This is a genomic window from Streptacidiphilus pinicola, from assembly GCF_003258295.1.
GTDB lineage: Bacteria > Actinomycetota > Actinomycetes > Streptomycetales > Streptomycetaceae > Streptacidiphilus > Streptacidiphilus pinicola.
Map to the genome: position 1 here is coordinate 1 of NZ_QKYN01000009.1, position 19532 is coordinate 19532.

Genomic DNA, 19532 nt, shown 5'->3' on the forward strand with positions numbered 1-19532 from the left:
CACCCACCCCGCAGGTCCTCCCCGCCCGGCAGTTGCACACCGCCCTCGGCATCCGCACCGTCGCCTACCGGCAGGGCACCACGGCGCTGGCCATCACCGACCAGGAGCTGGCATGAACGACGAGCAGGCGGTCGCAGCCGGGCACTCCCCCACAGCGGGCGCGGGACGACCGCCCGCGGTGCGGGTGCTCACGGGCGCAGCCGGAGTGCTGCTTGCCGCGAGCGGCGTCGTCCACGCCCAGCTCTACGTCGACGGGTACCGCTATGTGCACGTGGTCGGTGTGCTGTTCGTGGTCCAGGCAGCGGCCTCTTTCGGTCTCGCGGCGCTGCTGCTGGCAGGAGGGTTCCTGCGGCCTCCCGCACTCGTCCACCTGGCGGCCACCGGTACGGCGCTTGGCGCGCTCGCCGGCTTCGCCGCCTCCCGCACCGTCGGGGTCTTCGGTTTCACCGAACGCGGCCTGCAACCCGCGCCCCAGGCACTGGTGAGCATCCTCGCCGAGGCCGCGACCGTGCTGGCGCTCCTCACCGCCGGATACGTCACCGTACGGCGCGGAAAGGTGCAGGTGGGCGCTTAGGGTCCGCCGAGCCTGCCCTGAGACCGGGATGCCCCCACGTAGGCGATGACGTGGCCGCTCGTGCTCGGCATCGCCGCTCCCGCTGGATTGTCTGGTCCCTATTCCAATGGTCATCGCCCACCGAGGGCGCCACCGGGCCTCCGCGCGGCCTGTGGCTTTGACTCTCCGGTAAGGGGAGCCCCTACCGTGAGCGTGTCCGAGGTGTCGGCGATGAGGGAGATGAGAGCGGCGTGCCGTTCGCCGATCAGTTGATCAGCGTGGAGTGTGTCGAAGCGCTGGCGGAGGTCTTCACTGGCGTCGCGCCACGGCGTGGATGGACGGGCACCCGGGCGGTCGCCGCGAGCCTGCCGGGCATGGCGCTGTCCGAGCGTGCCCGGGCGGTGCGGGACGCTCTACTCGATGACCTTCCCGCCGGGTGGTCGGCCAGCGAGAAGATCATCACCCGGGCTTTGGACGATCCGGCGTTCACCGGGTGGATGATCTGGCCTGTGACCGAGGCCGTGGCCAGTCTCGCGACCGCGGACGGCTCGGAGGCGGCCTTCGACGCGGGCCTGGCGCTGCTGGCACGGTTGACGCCCCGTCTGACCGGCGAGTTCGCGTTGCGCACCTTCCTCAACACCGACCTGGACCGCACGCTCGCCATGGCACAAACCTGGACGCGGCACGACGACGCACAGGTACGCCGTCTGGCCAGTGAGGGCACCCGGCCCCGCCTGCCCTGGGCCAAGCGTGTGCCCGCGCTACTGGCCCGCCCCGCCGCCACCCAGGGGGTCCTCGACGCCCTGCACGCCGACCCGTCCGACTACGTGCGGCGTTCCGTGGCCAACCACCTCAACGACCTCAGCCGCTCCGACCCCGCCCTGGCCGTCACCACCGCCCGCCGCTGGACCGGCACCGCGACGCCGGGCACGGCCGACGCAGTGGCGGGTGTGGTGCGCCACGGGCTTCGCACCCTGATCAAGCAAGCACATCCCGACGCGCTCGCACTGCTCGGCTACGGCGCGGCGGACCATCTGAGCGTGGACGGCCCGCACCTGCACAGCGAGCGCGTCACCATCGGCGAGACCCTGACCTTCGACGCGACGATCACAAACACCGCTGCCGCACCGGTCAAGATCGCTGTCGACTACGTGGTGCACTACCGCAAGGCCAACAGCCAGCTCGTGCCCAGGGTGTACAAGCTCACCACCCGCAACCTCGCCCCTGGCGGGAAGCTGGCCCTGACCCGCGGCCAAAAGTTCGTGCCGCTGAGCACGCGCCGACTCCATCCGGGTGGCCACGCCCTCGAATTGCAGGTCAACGGCACCCGCTACGGCTACACCGCGTTCCACCTGCAAGAGCCGTGACCCCCGACTGCCTACTGCACCGGTCGCTCGTCAAGGATGCGCCCTGGGGCTAGCTGGACGAGCCCGCCTCCATCCGACTCGCTAGGGTGACTGTGTGAGTTTGATGAGTCACGGAACGCAACAGGTGGAGCCCGATCCCGCGGACGTGGCCGGGGAACCCGGTGGCCGGGAGCCTGGGCATCGGCGAGGCGACCCGCCACGCCACCGTCGTCACGTGCATGGGGCGCACCTACACCGCGACGCCGCCCCTCGACCGGACCAGCCGCCTCGCAGTGCGCGCCCCGGTTGATGGGACCCGCCCACTGATCGCTGTCGGCCTCCCGTGGTCAACCTCGGCGCGGCCACCGTCGCCCCCGAGGCCACCGGGCGTGCAGCCGGCCCGGCCGTGAAACAGAAGGCATCCCCCGTCCACGACGCTCGCCACCTCCGGCGCGTCCAGTACAGAGAGCAGGCGCGATGAAGATCGCACTGACCGGCGCGACCGGCTTCGTCGGATCGCACATCCTCACCGAACTTGTCCAGCACGGCCACCAGGTGACCGCGCTGGTGCGCGACGACGGCAGCGCGAAGGCAGCCGAGGCGCTCGGCGCCGCGCCCGTCCAGCTCGACCTGACAGACACGGCGGCAGCCGTGCGCGCCTTCGCCGCTGCGGATGCGGCCGTGCACACCGCGAGCCCGGGCGACGCCACCAGCGCGGAGCTGGACTCCGCCGTCGTCGACGCGGTCCTGGAGGCGTACGTCGGCACCGGAAAGGCCTACGCCCAGATCGGCGGGCTCTGGGTTTACGGCTCCAACCTGGCGATCACCGAGCATTCGCCCTTCCACTCGCCCGCGTTGGTGGCGTGGCGCGAGCCGATCGAGGCCCGGGCGCTGGCGGCGAAGGACGTCCGCTCGACGGTCGTCGTGTCCAGCGTCGCCTACGGCGACGGCGGCGGCGGGCTTCCCGGCGCCCTGCTCGGGTCGCCCCGTGACGAGTCCGGGAACCTGATCACCATCGGCGACGGCCGGCAGCACTGGTCGACCGTCCACGTCGCGGACCTCGCCGCGTTCTTCCGGGCCGTCCTCGAAAACGAGTCGGCCAGCGGCTACTACCTCGTCGGCGACGGGGTGAACCCGACGGTCACCGAGCTGACGGAGGCAGCCGCCGTCGCCGTGGGGGCGCCGGGCGCCGTGCCGGGCTCCGAGCAGGAGGCCCGCGCCCGCTTCGGTGACTGGTTCGCCGAAGTCCTGCTCCTGGACCAGGCCACGACGGCCGAAAAGGCACGCACCGACCTCGGCTGGCGCCCCACACGCCCCTCCCTGATGGAGGAGTTCCGCCAGGGCAGCTACCGCCACTGAGATGACCCAGCGCCCAACCACCGTGAACACCAGTCGGAGCTGAGCATCAATGACTGCGTCGCCAGAGCCTGCTCCGGCGGCGCAGCGGCCGGCGCTCAACCAGGGGCTGGAGCCTGACCGAGCCGCCCTATCCCTTAGCAACCGCGGGCGCTGGTCTGTCTCCGGCGGGGCGCACTTGTCCCGCTTTCGTGGCCACCGCCGAGGATCTCGGCGGCCTGGGGGGGAGGGAGGTACCGTCCTGTCGCCGTCCTTCCGACGCAGCAGGGCGACGCCCGTGCCCAACCCGATCATCAAGATCAGCTCCACACAGCCCAACAGCGGCATGGAGGCGTACCACATCCCGGCCGTCAGGACGATGAGGTCGACGGTCGAAACGACGACCAGGAGGGCCGCCCACCCCTTCTCCTGTCGCCGCCTCCGGTCGGTTCCGGCTGCACCGGAACTGACTTGCTCTCGCACATCGAGGACCATCGCGCGGCTCCCTTCCGGGCGTGAGCCCAGTCTTCCTGTCGCGGCCGGTCAGGCGACACACCGCGACCGCCGGACGCGTCGAGGTCCGGCTTGAATGACAGTCGTCGGCCTCGAACAGGCATACGCAGCGCGGCACCGAGTGGTTCAGCGGAACGTGGGACCGGAGAAACGCCGTCAAGATCCTCTACTTGGCGTCCGCGCCCTGCATCCGGAGGAGGCGTGTCCTGCGGCGCCAATCCAACGGGTCCATCAGCCGTTCGCCCGGAAGATGGGCCAGCCGACCTCGGTGACCAGTTCGTCCTCGCCGGTCACGTCGAGCGGGCTGCGCAGGTAGAACTCGCGCAGCGGTCCGTCGACGCCGATCTCGTGGCGGGCGGCGTGAGTGCCCAGGTCGCCGTAGGTGAGGTCGATGGTCTGCAGGGTCCCCCGGTGGACCGCGACCGCAAGCTCGGCGCCGGGCACGACCACGGCGTCGATCCGCCCGACCGGGCGCACCTCGCCGTCGACGGGGACGAACACCAGCGCCTCGCCACGCTCGTCCTCGACCAGCCCGGTCGCGAACAGCCCGCCCATCGGGCCGGTGGCGCGCAGTCGACGGGCAGTGGTGAACCCGTGCAGCTCCCCCAGCGCCCCCTGCCACCAGCCCGCCAGGTCCTGGCGGTCGACGACCTCGCGGATCCCGATCGCCACCTGCTCACGGACGGTGCGGTACTCGATGTGCGACCCGTGCGCGGGCCTGGCCAGCAGGTCACGCAATGATTCGACGGCGCTCTGCGCCTGCGCCAGCCGGTCCTCCAGCCGGGCGAGATGCGCGGCGATCAGCTCGTTGCGGGTCCCCACGTCCTTAGCGGCCAGCACCGCCTTCACATCCGCCACCGGCATGTCCAGGTCCCGCAGGCGCACGATCACCTGCGCGGTGGGCACCTGGTCCACGGAGTAGTACCGGTAGCCGGTGCCCTGGTCCACGTCGGCCGGCGCGAGCAGCCCCACGTCGTGGTAGTGCCGCAGCGTCTTGACGCTCAGATGGGTCGCGCGGGAGAACTCGCCGACCGTCATGCCCGTGTGCATGGCACCAGTGTCAACCCTCCCCCAGCCGGAGGGTCCAGCGGGCAGTCCCCGGTTGACCCTCCCGTGGGGGTAGGGCCCAGGGTCGGTGGTAGGCGCCGCACCGCGCCGAGGCTTTACGAGGAGATTCCCCATGAACACCACCGACACCAACGCCCAGCCCGCAGTTCTGCCCGATGTCGTCGCCGCCTACATCGAGGCGGTCAACGCCTTCGACGCGGACGCCATCATGGCGACCTTCGCCGACGACGCCGTGGTCAACGACGCCAGCCGCGAGTTCGCCGACCCTGCCTCGATCCGCGCCTGGCTGGACCGCGAGATCGTCGGCGACAAGGTCACCATGGACGTCACGGAGCTCGCGCGCCACGGCAACCTGACGATCGTGCGGGCGCGCTACGACGGTACCTACGACAAGACCAACCTGCCCGACGAACTGGTCCTCACCAACTACCTCACCGACGCCGGCGGCAAGATCACCTCGCTGGTCATCGTCCACAACCAGCCCTCGCCCTACTGAAGGCAGGCCCCGCCGGCAGCGCCGCGCCGCCACACCACCGAGGCCCCTGCCGGCACCTTCCCCGGCGGCGGGCCGAGCCCGTCACCGTCGTAGAAGGAACATCCGAATGAGCACGCTGGTCACCGCCGAGTTGTTCGCCCAACCCGGCCGCGGCGACGACGTCGCGCAACTGTTGCTGGACATCCTGGGCGAGAGCCTCAAGCACGAGGGCTGCGAGGACATCCGCATCCTGCGCGACCAGAACGACCCCGATCACGTCACCGGCCTGACCCAGTGGACCGAGGCCCACCACTACACCGACTACCTCGCCTGGCGCACCGAACGCGGCTTCACCGCGACCTTCGAGGCCATGCTCACCCGCCCGCTGGTGCTCCACTACTACGACGAGCTCTACCACGGACAAGGCGTCGCAGCGCGCAACGAGCAGGCCTGAGAGTCGGATGACCGTCGCAGCCCGCTTGCCGTCCTGAACGACCGAGATGCGGCCTCACCTGCACTGATGAGGTCCTCGACAGGCCCGCCACACGAGGGTGGTCAGGTCCCGAGGTAGTTGATCCTTCGACCTACTCCGCGTACTCGAAGAGCGGTCCGTCGTCGACACGGAAGGGGCTCATCTCTTCCGACGCCCTGAGGTCTTCTCCTTCGATTGGCAGACGATGGTGCGAATTGCGCACCTGGAGCGCGCTCCATCCCTGCGGGGAGACCTCGAGCAACCGTTCGATCTTCGTGGCGTCCGGGAGGGGACCGTGGTCACCGGTCACGGAGAGAGCCGAGGCGGCTGTGATGTGTCCGAGGCGGAGGCAGCGGTGGACAGGCTCGGCGCGCAGCAGCGCGGCGAGGAATCCTGCGGCGAAAGCGTCGCCCGCGCCGACGGGTTCGACGACGTCGACGGCCAGTGCGGGGACGGTGGCCTGCTTGTCACCGAGGAAGGCCGTGGCGAAGTGCGAGGCGACCTTCACCACCACGATTTTCGGTGAGGGAAGCAGACTTCGTACGTCGCCGGGGTCGCTGATGGCGGTTCCCCACAGCTCCTGGGCCTCGTCGAGTCCGACGAACACGATGTCGGCGGCTTGCGCCAGGTGGCTCAGTAGGTCCGCGGGTGATTCGTTCCACAGGGCGGGTCGGTAGTTGACATCGAAGCTGACGGGGGGTCGGTCGGCCTGGCCGAGCGCGGTCTCCACCAGCTGCCTGCAGCTCGGGGAGAGTGCCGGTGTGATCCCGGTGAAGTGCCACAAGCTCGCGGTGCGCAGCGCCTTCTCTTCGAGCACCTCGGGACCCATGGCGGACGCCGCTGAGCCCTGCCGGTAGTAGGAGACCCGCGTGCCGCCTGACTCTGCGGCGTTCCTGGGGTTCTTGAACAGCAGTCCGGTCGGGCGTGTCGAGTCGGTAGGCACACCCGAGACGTCGACTCCGGCCGCGCTCACGCGGCCGATCACCCTACGGCCGAACGGGTCATCTCCGATCCTGGACACCCATCGTGCGTCGACGCCGTGGCGGGCGAGGTACATCGCCACGTTCGACTCGGCACCCGCGGTGTCGAGGACGACGGTGTCGGTAGCCTCCAGCGTGGCCTCATGGGGTGGGATGAACGAGACCATGGTCTCGCCGACGCAGGCCACGCTGTGTCTGCCGTCGCGCGTGGTAGGCCGCCAGGTGGGCCCCTCCTGCTGCTGCGATGTCATCGCTCCACCTTGTTCCGGAAGGACGCCGCCGGGAAGCCGGGTACATCGACCCGGAGGGTGAAGACTGCGCCGTCGGCTTCACCCGGACATTCGATGCCGTAGTGAGCCGTCGTGATGTGCAGCAGCCGCCCGTCCGAGCCACCGAGGCACACGCTCGCCGGCTGTGCGGCGGGCAGTTCGACCATGCGATCCAGCGTGCCGTCCGGGAGATATCTGTGCACGGCTCCGGCGCCCCAGCAGGCGATCCACACCCCGCCTTCGAGGTCGACGGTCATGCCGTCGGGACCGCCGCCGCAGTCGGCGAAGTCGGCGAACACCTCGGGCTCGCCCAGGGCGCCGGTTCCGACGTCGACGCTGTAGCGCTGTACGAGGCGGCGCGCGCTGTCGGCGAGGTACATGGTCGTGCCGTCCTCGGTGAAGGCCGGACCGTTCGGGATCGAGATCCGGTCCAGGACCCGGGTGAGAGTGCCGTCGCGGTCAACCCGGTACAGCGAGCCCGCGTCCTCGGCGGCGTCGTAGGCCATGGTCCCGAACCAGAATCGGCCGGCAGAGTCGGCCGTGCAGTCGTTCACGCGCATCGCGGCGGTCTCGAAGGTGTCCGAGCCGTTCTCGGTCGGCCCGGTCGTGGTCCGGGCGATCCAGGCGACGTCCAGTTCGTCCGTGCCGATGCCGGTCAGGATGCAGACGCCCGTTCCGGCTGCCGCGATCAGTGCGTTCGGATTGGCGTGGATGGGCGCCACCGCGCCGAGCGGCGTGCCGAGTTCGGCCAGGACTTCCATCGCCGGATCGGTCGGGTTCGGAGCAAGGAGGCGTCCGCGCAGCAGGTCGACCAGGACCAGCCGGTCGTCGATCCAGCGTGCTCCCTCACCCAGTTCGAGCCGGTCGGTCCACGGCGAGGCCGGCTTTTGCGGTGTCGTGGGCTGTGTCATGCGGCGGTCTCGGCGACGGTGTCGAGGAAGGCGCGGATCCTGGCGCGCAGTTCGTCCAGGCTGCCGCCGTCCGCTGCGTCACCGGTCAACGGGCTGCCCACGCCGACGGCGAGCGCGCCGAGGTCCAGGTAGCGCCGGAACGCGTCGGCGTCCACGCCTCCGACGGGAACGAACGGCACATCAGGAAAGGGGGCCCGCAGAGCCCGCAGATAATCAGGTCCGCCCATCGAGGCGGCGGGGAAGAGCTTGACCGCGTCGGCGCCGGCGGCGCGCGCCGCGATCACCTCGGTAGGGGTCAGCGCGCCGACGACCGTGGGCATGCCGAGATCGCGGGCTTCCGGGACACCGTCACCGAGTCCTGGGGTCACCACGAACCCGGCGCCCGCCGCGTGTGCGTTCCGCGCGTCCGTGGCGGTGACGACTGTGCCCGCACCAAGGACCGTGGTGCTGGGCAGGTCCGCGCGGGCACGGGAGATGACGTCGAGGGCGTTCGCCGAGGTGAGCGAGACCTCGATCAGGTCGACGCCCTCGCTCGCGAGGGCGAGCACAGTGTGGAGCACGGATTCGGTGTGCCGGCCGCGCACGATGGCGAGCAGGCGCCGTTCGCGCAGCAGCGCTGGGAGATCCATGGTTCTCAGGCTCCGTTCTCGTTCCGGTGAGCGGCGATGGTCAGCCGCCAATTGACCACCCCGGATGCCGGGGTGACGGCGCAGTCCCCTTCGGCGGCGTCGGCCAGGTCGAAGACCCGGCCCAGCATCGGCTCGACCCCGATGCTGCGGTACGGGCCTTCGGGTGGGAAACCGCCGAGGTTGCGCCACAGTGCGATGCCGGTCGGTTGTCCGTCGCACTGCACGCGCAGGCTCAGGCTGTCGGCGCCGTCACGCACCCGAGCAGTCGCTGTCGAGGACGTCTCGCCGCGTTGGTACATCACGGCGCCCGTGGCGCTTCCGTCGCCGGGTCCCAGGATGTGCAGGGGGATTCCGGCAGGTTCGGGCCACTGCTCCTCGACCCAGGCGGCGCCCTCAGGCCAGGGGCGGCCGAGGTACGGTGCCGCCTCGGGGAAGAGGCGCGCTCGCGGGCTCCCGTCGATCTCCAACACGGCGTCGCCACTGAGGTCGAGCAGAGCGTGTCCGGCCCAGATGAACCGATAGCCAGGTCGAGCGACGAGCGCGTAGTCGGCGACGACGACTCCCCCGCCCGCATCGATGCGCCGCCTGAGCTCGAAGTCGCGGCAACGCACGACGTGCTCGGACCCTTCCGGGTCGCCAGCGGTCCATGCCCGGCTCCACGCATCGCCATGGTCAGGCGTGCCACGCACCGTCGGGATGCACTCCTCCAGTCCGCCGGCGTCCACGAAGCGGTCGCCGGGGACGACCTGTGCGCGCAGCGGTTCGTCGCGCTGCCAGAGCCATTCCCGCCCGGCGCCGCTCAGTTGGGTCCACCGCCCGCCGTGGGTGGCATCGACCCGTACGGACAGCGGGACAGCCTCGCTGCCGGGATAGTTCTCGCTCACGAGGTCACCACTCGGCCAGAGATCCGTCGCGGTGGCGCCAGACGGGGTTGCGCCACTTGTGCGCCGAGTCACGGTCGGCGGCCCGCACGGCACTCTCGTCCACCGTCACGCCGAGCCCGGGCTGCAGCCCGCGCAGGGCATGGCCCTCGACGAAGCGGAACGGCTCGGGGTCGACCACGTACGAGAGCAGATCGGCATCCTTGTTGTAGTGGATGCCAAGGCTCTGCTCCTGGATCAGCAAATTGGGGGTGGCGAAGCCGACCTGCAGGCTGGCGGCCAGCGCAATCGGGCCGAGGGGGCAGTGCGGGGCGAGCAACGCGCCGAAGGTGTCGGCGAGTGAGGCGATCCGGGTGACCTCGCTGATGCCGCCCGCGTGGGACGGGTCCGGCTGGACCACGGCCACCCCGGACTGCAGCACGGGCAGGAAGCTCGCCCTGCCGTACAGCCGCTCACCGGTGGCCAGGGGCACCGGGCTCGCCTCCACCAGCGACGCCAGCGCGTGCTGATGCTCGGGCAGAACCGGCTCCTCCACGAACAGAGGCCGGAACGGCGCGAGTTCGGGTAGCACCCGCCGGGCGGTGGCCGGGGTGAACCGGCCGTGGCAGTCGATGGCCAGGTCCCGGTCCGGGCCGAGGACGTCGCGTGCCACAGCGGCTCGGGCGACGACGGCGTCGACCTCTCCCGAGCTTGCGATCGGCGACATCCTGCCGCTGGCGTTCATCTTCACGGCCGTGAACCCCGCCTCGACCTGCGCGGTGATCGCGTCCGCCAGCTCGGCCGGCTCGTCGCCGCCCACCCAGGCGTACACCCGGACGCGGTCACGCACCGGACCGCCGAGCAGCGCGTGCACGGGCGCGTCGTACGCCTTGCCGGCGATGTCCCACAGCGCTTGGTCCAGACCCGCGACGGCGCTGGAGAGCACCGGTCCGTCCCGGTAGAAGCCGCCTCTGGTCAGGACCTGCCAGTGGTCCTGGATCCGCAGCGGGTCCTGGCCGATGAGGTACTCAGCGAGCACCTCCACGGCGGTGCGCACCACTTCGGCGCGCCCCTCGACCACGGGCTCGCCCCATCCGACGATGCCCTCGTCGGTCTCCACGCGGCAGAACAGCCAGCGTGGCGGGACCAGGAAGGTCTCTATCCTCGTGATCTTCACTCGGCATCCGTTCCGGGGTGTGCCCGCTGTTCGTCGCTGGCCGCCTTTTCCAGCAGCGCGCGCATCGCGAACTCGGCGGCATCGGCGTCCTGGCTGCGCACCGCGTCGAGTACCGCGCGGTGGCTGGGCACCGGGTCGCCTGTGGCGTGTTCGGTGCTGTGCACCAGCTGGTCGCGGGCGGCGAGCGCCGATTCGAGCACGGTCTGCATGCGTTCGAGCAGCTCATTGTGGGTCGCGCCGAGCAGGGCGCGGTGGAAGGAGAGGTCGGCGGCGACCTCGGCGACCGCGTGGTCGGCTTCGGCCATCGCCGTAAGGGCCTGGTCAAGGCGGGCGAGGTCCTCATCGGTCCTTCGTGCGGAGGCCAGTCGGACCGCGGCGGGCTCGATGATGCCGCGCACCTCGTCGAGGCTGCGCAACAGCGAAAGGTCCGGTTCCGCGCTGAACTGCCAGCGCAGCACGTCCGGATCGAGCAGGTTCCAGTCCGCGCGCGGGCGCACGAAGGTGCCGCGCTTCTGTCGGGCGTCCACCAGGCCCTTGGCCGCCAGCACCTTCAGCGACTCCCGCAGGACGGTCATGCTGACGTCCAGTTCCTCGCGGAGCGCGGGGACGTCGAGAGTGGTTCCTTCCGGCAGCTCACCACTGAGCACGCGGCGGGCGATGGCGTCCACGGTCTGGCCGTGCACCCCGCGGTTTCCATAGAGCGACATGTGCTGCGTCCTTACTTCCTTCGGGTGCCAGGACTGAGGTCTCAGGCCGAGGCCTTGGCGACGGACCAGCCACCGTCGACGACAAGGCTCGCCCCCGTGATGAACGATGCTTCGGGGCCGGCCAGGAACGCGATGGCCGCAGCCACCTCGGCGGGGGTGCCGAAGCGGCCGGCCGGCGTCGAGCGGATACTCAGCTCCCGGTCGGCTTCCGCGACCCGGTCCCAGGCCCCGGTCATGACCGGTCCGGGCAGGACCGCGTTGACCCGGATGCCCGGGGCGTACTCGACGGCGAGCTGGCCGCACAGCGCGAGCAGCGCGCCCTTGGTCGCGGCGTAGGCCGGGTGGCCGGGCAGGCCGAAGCGGGCGTGCACGGAGGAGACCAGGACCACGCTGCCGCCACGTTCGCGCAGATCGGGCAGGACCGCGCGCACGCCGAGGAAGGCACCGGTGAGGTTGACCCCCAGCTGCCGGTCCCACGAGTCGCGCGAGGTCTCGTGCGCGGCCGTGACGTCCACGGTGAATGCGTTGCTGACCAGGACATCCACGGGGCCGAAGACGTGGGCGGCCTTGACGACGCGAATCCAGTCGTCCTCGGTCGCGACGTCGGCCTGCACGAAGGTCGCCTGTCCCCCGCCGGCTGTGATCCGCTCGGCAACCTCCTCGCCCTTCGCCGAGACGTCGGCGAGGACGACGGCCGCGCTGTCGGCCGCGAGTCTCTCGGCTGCGGCCGCGCCGATCCCCGACGCCGCGCCGGTGACGACGGCGACCCTGGTGACGTGTCGGTCCGTGGGAGCGGCACTGTGCGGCTCACTCATCTGCTGCTGACTCCTCATTGCTGGAGACTGGGCTCGTCCTGAAACGACGGCACGACGGATCGGTACCAGCCTGCTCGACGACGGCGCGCACGTTCAGCATCGCCGCAGCACAACCGCATCGGCGTCGAAATCGGGGCGCCAGGGACAGGGGAGCCCCACCGACATCAGATGCACCGCGCCGTACTCCACGCCGGAGGCCTCCTCGCGGTAGCGTGCGGCGGGATCGAGCCCGCCCAGCCGCAGTCGGTCCGGGCGCCCGGGTAGCAGCGGCAGCCCCTTGAGCGTCCCGCTGTTCCAGGCCAGCACGATCTCGTGCGAGCCGTCGGGGGCGGAGTACTGCACGCCGCTGGTGGCGTCCCGGGGAGCACCGAGAAGGTGGACCTCACCCTGGTGCAGGGTCTCGCGCCACCGCTTGTACCGGGCGATCCACTCGGCGGCCTCGTCGCGCTCGGTGGGCGTCCACTTCCTGATGTCGGCGCCGATGCCGAGGGCGCCGGCCATGGCGGTCACGAAGCGGAACCGCAGGGAGCGCGGCCGGGTGTCGAAATACCCGGCGGAGTCGGTCACCCAGGAGCTCATCACGTGGGGCGCGTGGGCGTGCAGGAAGCCGTGCTGGATGGAGAGCCGGTCCTGCGGACCGGTGTTGTCGCTGGGCCACACGACGTCGGTCGCGGCGACGGCAGCGGCATCCGCACGCCCTCCGCCGCCCGCGCAGCCCTCGATCAGGACGTCTGGGTGCTCGCGGCGCAGCGTGCTCAGGATGTGGTGGTAGTTGGCCACATGGGCGGCGTCGAGGTCGGCCGCGCGCGGGAGCGGGTCACCGGGGCGTCCGCGCTCGGTCGGCGGACGGTTCATGTCCCACTTCAGGTAGCTGATCGGATGGTCGGTCAGCAGCTTGCGCAGCCAGGCCAGGACATGCGCGCGCACTTCGTCGCGGCCGAGGTCGAGGACGAGCTGGTTGCGGATCAGTGTGGCAGGGCGGCCCTCGACGGCGTAGATCCAGTCGGGGTGCTCGGCCAGCAACCGGGAGCCCGGGCTGACGGCCTCCGGTTCGACCCAGAGCCCGAAGCCGAGCCCGAGGCCGCGCACCTTGTCGACGAAGGCACCGAAACCGTCGGGGAACGCCGCAGGGTCCGGCTCCCAGTCCCCGAGCCCGGCCGTGTCGTCGGGGCGGTCGCTGAACCAGCCGTCGTCCACCACGAACAGTTCCGCGCCGATCGAGGCCGCGATCCGGGCGAGCTCCAGCTGCCCGTCCTGCTCGACGTCGAAGCCGGTGGCCTCCCAGGAGTTGTAGAGCACCGGCCGCGGTCGTAGGCTGCGCGGCCTGCTCTCCAGCCGCTCGTGCGCGTGCCAGACCCGCGCCAGGCCGCCCAGTCCCTGCGGGCTGAACGCGAGCAGGACCTGCGGCGTGGCCAAGGTGGCGCCGGCGGGCAGCAGCACCTCGCCCTCGTGTGGCTCGCGGCCGACGCGCAGCCGCAGCAGCCGGCCCGCGTCCACCTGCGCGTCGATGTGCCAGGACCCGGACCAGGCCAGGGCCACGCCCCAGGTCGGCGTTGTCGGGCCGTCAGGATCCGAGGCGTCCTGCACGGCCATCCACGGCGCGTAGTCCTGGCCGGAGACGCCCTGGGTGCTGCCGATGGCGAACCCGCCGCGGGCGAGGTCGATCTGTTCGAGCTGGAACTCCTGGACCCACTGGCCGACAAGATAGGTCAGCCGGGCGCCGCCCGGCACGGCGACGTTCACTGCGGCCGAGTCCAGCCGGCCGATCAGCAGGTCACCGTCGCCGGTGTTCGCGAGCTCGACCCAGCGCCGGATCACATCGGTGCCGGGTACGGTGCCGTAACACAGCACGGCCTCGAGCCCGAGCTGTTCGTCGGCGAACGCCAGCCGCAGCTCCCCGTCCGCCCCCGCCCGCTCGCCCGCGAAGGACCACCAGCAGCCGCGTTCGCCCCCCGGCCGACGCACGTCCAGTTCCGCGCCACCGAAGGGCCGCTGCCCGGTGGGCAGGTACTCGGCGGGTGCGGCGTCGGCCGCGGTGCGGAACGGGGTGCGGCCGTGTCCGGCGAGCGGGGAGGGGCCGTCCTCGACGCCGATGGGCCCCCACGAGGACAGCTCGGCCCACGCGCCGCTTTCCGCGATCTCGACGGTGTAGGAGGTCGTCGCGGCGCGCAGCGTCCAGCGTCGCGCGGTGTCCGCGCTCGTCTCGTCGGGTGCTGTCAGGTGGGTCATTTGACGGCTCCAAGGTTCAGGCCGGCGATGAAGTGGCGCTGGAAGCGCAGGAAGACGGCGACGGTCGGGATGGCGGCGATGACCGAGCCCGCGGCGATCACGTTCCAGTAGGACACGTACTGGCCCTGCAGGCTCAGCAGCGCCGGCGTCACCGGCATCTTGGACTGGGTGACTAGAACCGTGATCGGCCACAGCAGGTCGTTGAAGACCCAGGTGAACGACAGGGCAGCGAGCGCGGCCAGCGCCGGGCGGGTCAGCGGCAGCACGATCCGCCAGTAGATCTGGAAGGGCCCCGCGCCGTCGATCAGTGCGGCCTGCTGGATCTCGGCGGGGATCGTGCGCATGAAGCCCTGCAGGACGAACACGTAGAAGCCGAGGCCGAAGCCCACCTCCACCGCGATCAGTGTGGGCAGGGAGTCGTACAGACCGAACACCTGGCTGAGTTTGGCCACGGGCACCAGGAGGATCTGAGGGGGCAGCAGGTTGCCGCCGAGCATCACCAGGATCAGCGTCCGACGCAGCGGTATCTCGTACCGGCTGAGGGCGAAGGCCGCCATCGAGGCCAGCAGCAGCGTCACCACGACGGCCGGGACACTCACGATCGCACTGTTGATCAGCGCCTGCTGCATCCCGCCCCCGGACCAGGCAGCCGAGTAGTTGCCCGGGGCGAACGAGTGCGGCAGGGCGTTGAGACCGTTGCCCAGCACGTCGTCGGTGGAACGGAAGCTGATCACCAGGATCAGTGCGATCGGCAGGAACCACAGCAGCGAGAGCGCACTGGCTCCGGTGTGGAAGCCGATGGTGCGCATCCGCTTGCCCAGTGTGGCGGTGGCGGCCATCAGTCGCTCTCCTTGAACGCGCGGACCAGATAGCTGACGATGACGCCGAAGGCGAGCACGAAGATCGCGACGGCCAGAGCGCAACCGTAACCGAAGTCGGTGTTCACGAAAGCGGTCTGATACATGTAAGTACTGAGCAGCTGCGATGAGTTGAACGGACCGCCCTGGGTCAGCGACCAGACCACGTCGAAGGACCGCAGCGAGTCGATGATGATCACCGATACCACCACCGCGTTGACGCCGCGCAGCTGAGGCAGTGTCACGTGACGGAACTGCTGCCAGGCCGAGGCGCCGTCCATCTTTGCGGCCTCGTACAGGGCGGGGTCGATCCCCTTGAGGCCGGCCAGGTACAGCACCATGACGTAGCCGATCTCGCGCCACAGGGCCGGCAGGATCTGGGCGTAGAGCGCGGTGTTCGGGTTCGCCAGCCACGCGTGCTGCCAGCCGCCGAGGCCGATCGCCGACAGCAGACCGTTGGCCATGCCGGTCGGTTGGTAGAGCGTCTGCCACATCAGCGCGGTGGCCGTCAGCGAGAAGACCACCGGAAGGAACAGCACGGCACGGTAGACGGCGATGCCGCGTCGCTCGCGCTGCAGGAACATCGCGCAGCCCAGGCCGCCGGCGGCGGACAGGCCTCCGAAGAGCAGCAGCCAGATCGCGGTGTTCCCCAGCGCCTTCAGGAACACCGGGTCGTGAAGCATCCGGCTGTAGTTGCCAAGGCCCGCGAAGCTCGGCGCGTCCACGCCGTTCCAGTTCGTCAGCGAGATGTAGACGCCCTGGATCGCCGGCCAGAACACGCTGACCGACTCCACGAGCAGCGGCACCAGGACGAACGCGAGGATGAGCGGGGACGTGCGGGCGGGCCCGCCGCGGCGGAGCCGCCCGCGCCGAAGCGGGGCGGCCGCGGGCGCGACAGGCGCCTGGGTGTGCAGGAGAGTCATGCGGTCTTCCAGACCTGTTCCGCCTGCGACTGCCAGGTGGAGAGGATCGAGGTGAGCTGGCCGGGGTTCTGGATGAAGTTGATCAACGCGGTGTTCGCCGTGTTCTGCAGGGCGTCGGACGAGTCCCGGTTGAAGAACTGGGTCAGCTGGTCGGCTGCGTCGAGCATCGCCTTGCCCTTCTGGACCAGGGGCGTCGACGGGGCGGTGGCCTGCGGGTTCGCCGGGATGACCGTGCCGGAGGAGGTCGCCGTCCACAGGTTCTGCGCGGCGGGCGTCGCCATCCAGGTCATGAAGTCGAGCACGGCTGCGGCGTTGTGCGTCTTGGAACTCGCGAAGAGGCCGTCGGTCGGCGCCTCCTCGGCATCCGGGACGGAGGGGTCGATCACCGGGAACTTGAAGAAGTCCAGGTCGTCGATCGAGCCCTTCGGCACGGCATCGGCGAAGAACGTACCGGTCAGCAGCATGGCGGTCTGGCCCTGGAGCAACTGGTTCGACGCCTCCTGCCAGGTGACCGCCGTACCGTTGGGGTCGAAGTAGGGCAGCACCTGCTTCCAGGTCGTGAACACGTCGACGACCCTGCGGTCGGTGAAGCTGTGCTGCCCTTGCAGCAGCGCGCGGTGGAAGTCGGCGCCGTTGAGCCGGATGTCGAAGTAGTCGAACCAGGCGGCGGCCACCCAGGCATTGCCAGTCCCGGCGCCCAGGCCGATCGGGGTCACGCCCTTGGACTTGATGGTCGCGCACGCGTTGAGGAAGTCCGACCAGGTCTTGGGCTCGCTCAGGCCCCACTTGGCGAACTGGGACTTGCGGTAGAACACGCCCCACCAGTAGTAGTCGGTGGGTACGAAGATCTTCTTGCCGGTCGCGTCGGTGCTGAGGGCCTTCAGGGCGGGCTGGTAGTTGCCCATCGTCGACCAGGCGCCGCCCACGTCCAGCAGCAGGCCCTTGGAGGCGTAGTGGGCGGCGTCGTGGCCGGCGTACCAGGTGTAGATGTCCGGCGGGTTCGCCGAGGTCAGGTAGGTCGGCAGCAGCGGCTGGTAGGTGGTGGCCGCCACCGTGTTGAGGTTGACGGTGTACTTGCTCTGCTTGTTGTAGGCGGCGACGAGTGCCTGCATCGCCTTCTCGGCGAGCGGTGAGGACAGGTCGGACTGAAGGGTGATCGCGCCGCCCTGCTGGGCCGAGCCGGCTCTCGAGGTGGTCGTGGCGCAGCCGCTGAGCGCGAGACCGGCGCCGATGGCGCCCGCCCCGGCCAGCAGGCCGCGACGGGAAATGGTGTGGCTGGACATGAGTGCTCCCGGGTGGGGGTGAGGGTGGGAGGTTCAGGCGGGGCTGGTTGTGTGAGGCCGCGCGGGTCCCGGGCCACGCCGCGTGCGCGAGCAGCGGCCCGGGCGGCGCGTCACAGCTCGATGAGGTGGACCTGTCCGTCGATGCCGCGGTAGGTGATCCACGCGTAGCCGTTGTCACCGGCGGCGGCGCCGAAGGAGCCGTTGTAGTTGTCGCTGGTGAACTCGCTTCGCTGGAACCATCCGCTCCACGAGCCGGAGGTCAGGTTGTCCTCCCAGGTCGTGTAGTCCGACGCGCGCGCGAACAGGTAGACGCGGCCCTGGGTCTCCAGCAGCGTGGGGCTGGCGCTGACCGTGCCGCCCAGGCTCGTCCACCCCGACCACTGGCCGGCGGCGGTGGAGGTGTCGATCCAGACGGCGTCGTCGTTGGTGCGCACCGCCATGTAGGTGGTGGTGCCGTCGGTCACCGCGGAAGGCCGGCCGTAGACGGACAGGCCGGTCGGCGCGGCGACGGCACTCCAACTGCCGCCGGCGGGGAGGGTCCAGATCTGGCCGTCGGTGCCGGTGCCGGTCAGGGTCCAGGTGGTCGGGCCGGTGTAGGCGACGGTCGGCGCGTCGGCGAGGCTGCCGCCGAGAGAGGTCCAGCCGCTCCACGAGCCGTTCGCGTAGGTGTTGCGGTAGGCGTGGGAGTCGGTGCCCAGAACGAACACGTCGAGGGATCCGTTGGACGCCGCGTACGCCGCGGGCTGTCCGACGATCTGCCCACCGACCGGGCCCCCCAGAGAGGTCCAGGTGCCGGACCATGCTCCCGAGCTCGTGGTGGTCTGCTCCTGCAGCGCTCCGTTCGCGCCGCGGACGAATGCCGCGGAGTTCACGTCGCTGACGTGCACCAGGGCCGGATCGGCGCTCGCCTGGCCGCCCAGAGCGGTCCCCGGCAGTGCGTCGGTTCCGCTCAGGAGCAGCATCGCGGTGCCGTCGGCCGGAACGGTGGTGGTGTAGGACGTCGTGGACGAGCCGAGGTCCGCCCGCGCCGTCAGGTCGCGGACATCGACGTTCCCGCTGAGCCCGGCCTGGGCGAACTGGACGCTCATGCTCTGCGCGGTGCTCGACCGGTTGAGCAGCACGACCGCCCGCCGCCCGGTGCCCGACAGGACCTTGCTGTACACGGTGCCGGTGGAACTGGACGCGATCGCCACGCCCTGGACGTCCAGCGGGTCCTGGTCGACCGCGATGATCTCGGGATTGGCCAGGGTGTTCAGCATGGCCTGCGGCAGGGTGCGCGGGTCGGAGCCGAGCACGAGGGGTGAGGCCATCTCGGCCCACATCTCGAACTGCGCGGTGGACTGGGTCTGGTCGAGTTCGTATCCCCCGCCGGAGAGCGGGCGCATCGGGATCAGGTTGTCGGGGTCGTTGTAGTGGCCGGGTCCGGTGGCCTCCGGATGGGCCTGGTTGTCGTCGAGGTTGCGCAGGACGTTCGCGAACTCGCCGGCGGTCGGGGTCCCGTAGGCGATGTCCGTGTCGGTGCGCCAGGAGTCGGCGATCGTCGGGCCGAAGGTGTAGTTGTTCCAGGCGTAGTAGGCCGAGGGGTTCGACGTGCCCCAGGCCGAGGTCAGCGGGTTGCACACGGCCAGCAGCATCTGCCGGCCGGACTTCGCGATCGCCTGGCTGAACTGGGTGAAGGCCGGGCCCGGGTTCATGTCCTCGGCGATGCCGCACAGGAAGTCGACCTTGATCGCGTCGACGCCCCAGGAGGCGAACTGGTCGGCGTCCTGCTGGTAGTAGTTGCCGCTCCCGAGGCCGCAGTCGGCGCTGTTGTAGACGCCGGCGTCGGTGTAGATGCCGAGCTTGAGGCCGCGGGCGTGCAGCCAGCTCGCCAGCGCGGCGATCCCGTCGGGGAACTCGGCCGGGTTCGCGACCAGCTGTCCCTGTGCGTTGCGGGGCGTGGATGCCTGCCAGCCTCCGTCGAGCCAGACGTAGTTGTAACCGGCCGCGGCCAGGCCGGTGCTGACCAGAGAGTTCGCAACGCTCTCCACGGAGCTCTCGGTCGGACTGCCGCCGATGGCGTAGTACGTGTTCCAGCCCATGTAGGGCGTCGGATCAAGACCGCTGTCGTAGGAAGCGGGTGAGCTCTGG

At 70.5% G+C, this 19532-nt stretch carries 18 protein-coding genes; 5 read left to right on the plus strand and 13 right to left on the minus strand.

The features are described from left to right. The first annotated feature begins 112 nt into the window (after positions 1–112). The 3 genes from DN069_RS02405 (at position 113) to DN069_RS02415 (ending at position 3258) form a co-directional block, all read left to right on the plus strand. Positions 113–574, plus strand: a complete 462-nt coding sequence (locus DN069_RS02405; protein WP_207892025.1) for a hypothetical protein — start codon at positions 113–115, stop codon at positions 572–574. Between the two features lie 230 nt (positions 575–804). After that, on the plus strand, positions 805–1920 hold the full coding sequence (locus tag DN069_RS02410; protein ID WP_111499053.1) for a DNA alkylation repair protein: 1116 nt from the start codon (positions 805–807) through the stop codon (positions 1918–1920). A gap of 456 nt (positions 1921–2376) precedes the next feature. Further along, a complete protein-coding gene (locus DN069_RS02415) occupies positions 2377–3258 on the plus strand; it encodes an NAD-dependent epimerase/dehydratase family protein (protein WP_111499055.1) in 882 nt (293 codons plus the stop codon). Between the two features lie 720 nt (positions 3259–3978). Here the strand turns inward: DN069_RS02415 and DN069_RS02420 are convergent. Further along, positions 3979–4797, minus strand: coding sequence for a MerR family transcriptional regulator (locus DN069_RS02420; RefSeq protein WP_111499057.1), 819 nt, complete (start codon positions 4795–4797; stop codon positions 3979–3981). A gap of 130 nt (positions 4798–4927) precedes the next feature. Here DN069_RS02420 and DN069_RS02425 point away from each other — a divergent pair, with 130 nt between their 5' ends. Both DN069_RS02425 and DN069_RS02430 read left to right on the plus strand, forming a co-directional pair. Further along, positions 4928–5311, plus strand: coding sequence for a nuclear transport factor 2 family protein (locus tag DN069_RS02425; RefSeq protein ID WP_111499059.1), 384 nt, complete (start codon positions 4928–4930; stop codon positions 5309–5311). Between the two features lie 106 nt (positions 5312–5417). After that, the gene (locus DN069_RS02430; RefSeq protein WP_111499060.1) at positions 5418–5744 is read left to right on the plus strand and encodes a putative quinol monooxygenase; all 327 of its coding nucleotides are present in this window, start codon (positions 5418–5420) and stop codon (positions 5742–5744) included. Between the two features lie 130 nt (positions 5745–5874). Here DN069_RS02430 and DN069_RS02435 read toward each other — a convergent pair whose 3' ends face one another. From DN069_RS02435 to DN069_RS02490, 12 genes are all read right to left on the minus strand, one after another. Beyond that, on the minus strand, positions 5875–6993 hold the full coding sequence (locus DN069_RS02435; protein ID WP_111499062.1) for a sugar kinase: 1119 nt from the start codon (positions 6991–6993) through the stop codon (positions 5875–5877). Further along, positions 6990–7922 (minus strand): SMP-30/gluconolactonase/LRE family protein, encoded by a 933-nt coding sequence (locus DN069_RS02440; RefSeq protein WP_111499063.1) that lies wholly within the window; start codon positions 7920–7922, stop codon positions 6990–6992. Before DN069_RS02440 ends, DN069_RS02435 begins: the two co-directional genes overlap by 4 nt. Then, entirely contained in the window at positions 7919–8551 is a 633-nt protein-coding gene (locus tag DN069_RS02445; protein WP_111499065.1) for a bifunctional 4-hydroxy-2-oxoglutarate aldolase/2-dehydro-3-deoxy-phosphogluconate aldolase, read from the minus strand. Before DN069_RS02445 ends, DN069_RS02440 begins: the two co-directional genes overlap by 4 nt. 5 nt (positions 8552–8556) lie before the next feature. Then, positions 8557–9435, minus strand: coding sequence for a hypothetical protein (locus DN069_RS02450; RefSeq protein ID WP_243638850.1), 879 nt, complete (start codon positions 9433–9435; stop codon positions 8557–8559). Positions 9436–9439: 4 nt separating this feature from the next. Continuing rightward, positions 9440–10588 carry a galactonate dehydratase gene (dgoD, locus tag DN069_RS02455; RefSeq protein WP_111499067.1) on the minus strand — a complete coding sequence of 383 codons (1149 nt, stop codon included), beginning with the start codon at positions 10586–10588 and terminating at the stop codon, positions 9440–9442. Next, entirely contained in the window at positions 10585–11295 is a 711-nt protein-coding gene (locus DN069_RS02460; RefSeq protein ID WP_111499069.1) for a FadR/GntR family transcriptional regulator, read from the minus strand. The genes dgoD and DN069_RS02460 overlap by 4 nt, the downstream gene beginning before the upstream one ends. A gap of 41 nt (positions 11296–11336) precedes the next feature. Next, entirely contained in the window at positions 11337–12110 is a 774-nt protein-coding gene (locus tag DN069_RS02465) for an SDR family NAD(P)-dependent oxidoreductase (RefSeq protein ID WP_111499070.1), read from the minus strand. A 93-nt stretch (positions 12111–12203) separates the two neighbouring features. Continuing rightward, a complete protein-coding gene (locus tag DN069_RS02470) occupies positions 12204–14339 on the minus strand; it encodes an alpha-galactosidase (protein WP_111499072.1) in 2136 nt (711 codons plus the stop codon). Beyond that, positions 14336–15178, minus strand: a complete 843-nt coding sequence (locus DN069_RS02475) for a carbohydrate ABC transporter permease (RefSeq protein ID WP_111499074.1) — start codon at positions 15176–15178, stop codon at positions 14336–14338. Before DN069_RS02475 ends, DN069_RS02470 begins: the two co-directional genes overlap by 4 nt. Further along, positions 15178–16119 carry a carbohydrate ABC transporter permease gene (locus tag DN069_RS02480; protein ID WP_111499076.1) on the minus strand — a complete coding sequence of 314 codons (942 nt, stop codon included), beginning with the start codon at positions 16117–16119 and terminating at the stop codon, positions 15178–15180. The genes DN069_RS02475 and DN069_RS02480 overlap by 1 nt, the downstream gene beginning before the upstream one ends. Then, on the minus strand, positions 16116–17402 hold the full coding sequence (locus DN069_RS02485) for an ABC transporter substrate-binding protein (RefSeq protein WP_111499077.1): 1287 nt from the start codon (positions 17400–17402) through the stop codon (positions 16116–16118). Before DN069_RS02485 ends, DN069_RS02480 begins: the two co-directional genes overlap by 4 nt. Before the next feature lie 110 nt (positions 17403–17512). Then, positions 17513–19483, minus strand: coding sequence for a DUF8189 domain-containing protein (locus DN069_RS02490; protein WP_243638851.1), 1971 nt, complete (start codon positions 19481–19483; stop codon positions 17513–17515). Between the last annotated feature and the right edge of the window lie 49 nt (positions 19484–19532).

Excerpts from the sequence above, each read along its gene's own strand:
- DN069_RS02405 (WP_207892025.1), top strand. The coding sequence starts at position 113 with ATGAACGACGAGCAGGCGGTCGCAGCCGGGCACTCCCCCACAGCGGGC.
- DN069_RS02415 (WP_111499055.1), top strand. The coding sequence starts at position 2,377 with ATGAAGATCGCACTGACCGGCGCGACCGGCTTCGTCGGATCGCACATC.
- DN069_RS02420 (WP_111499057.1), bottom strand. The coding sequence starts at position 4,797 with ATGCACACGGGCATGACGGTCGGCGAGTTCTCCCGCGCGACCCATCTG.
- DN069_RS02425 (WP_111499059.1), top strand. The coding sequence starts at position 4,928 with ATGAACACCACCGACACCAACGCCCAGCCCGCAGTTCTGCCCGATGTC.
- DN069_RS02430 (WP_111499060.1), top strand. The coding sequence starts at position 5,418 with ATGAGCACGCTGGTCACCGCCGAGTTGTTCGCCCAACCCGGCCGCGGC.
- DN069_RS02435 (WP_111499062.1), bottom strand. The coding sequence starts at position 6,993 with ATGACATCGCAGCAGCAGGAGGGGCCCACCTGGCGGCCTACCACGCGC.
- DN069_RS02440 (WP_111499063.1), bottom strand. The coding sequence starts at position 7,922 with ATGACACAGCCCACGACACCGCAAAAGCCGGCCTCGCCGTGGACCGAC.
- DN069_RS02445 (WP_111499065.1), bottom strand. The coding sequence starts at position 8,551 with ATGGATCTCCCAGCGCTGCTGCGCGAACGGCGCCTGCTCGCCATCGTG.
- DN069_RS02460 (WP_111499069.1), bottom strand. The coding sequence starts at position 11,295 with ATGTCGCTCTATGGAAACCGCGGGGTGCACGGCCAGACCGTGGACGCC.
- DN069_RS02465 (WP_111499070.1), bottom strand. The coding sequence starts at position 12,110 with ATGAGTGAGCCGCACAGTGCCGCTCCCACGGACCGACACGTCACCAGG.
- DN069_RS02470 (WP_111499072.1), bottom strand. The coding sequence starts at position 14,339 with ATGACCCACCTGACAGCACCCGACGAGACGAGCGCGGACACCGCGCGA.
- DN069_RS02475 (WP_111499074.1), bottom strand. The coding sequence starts at position 15,178 with ATGGCCGCCACCGCCACACTGGGCAAGCGGATGCGCACCATCGGCTTC.
- DN069_RS02480 (WP_111499076.1), bottom strand. The coding sequence starts at position 16,119 with ATGACTCTCCTGCACACCCAGGCGCCTGTCGCGCCCGCGGCCGCCCCG.
- DN069_RS02485 (WP_111499077.1), bottom strand. The coding sequence starts at position 17,402 with ATGTCCAGCCACACCATTTCCCGTCGCGGCCTGCTGGCCGGGGCGGGC.
- DN069_RS02490 (WP_243638851.1), bottom strand. The coding sequence starts at position 19,483 with ATGGGCTGGAACACGTACTACGCCATCGGCGGCAGTCCGACCGAGAGC.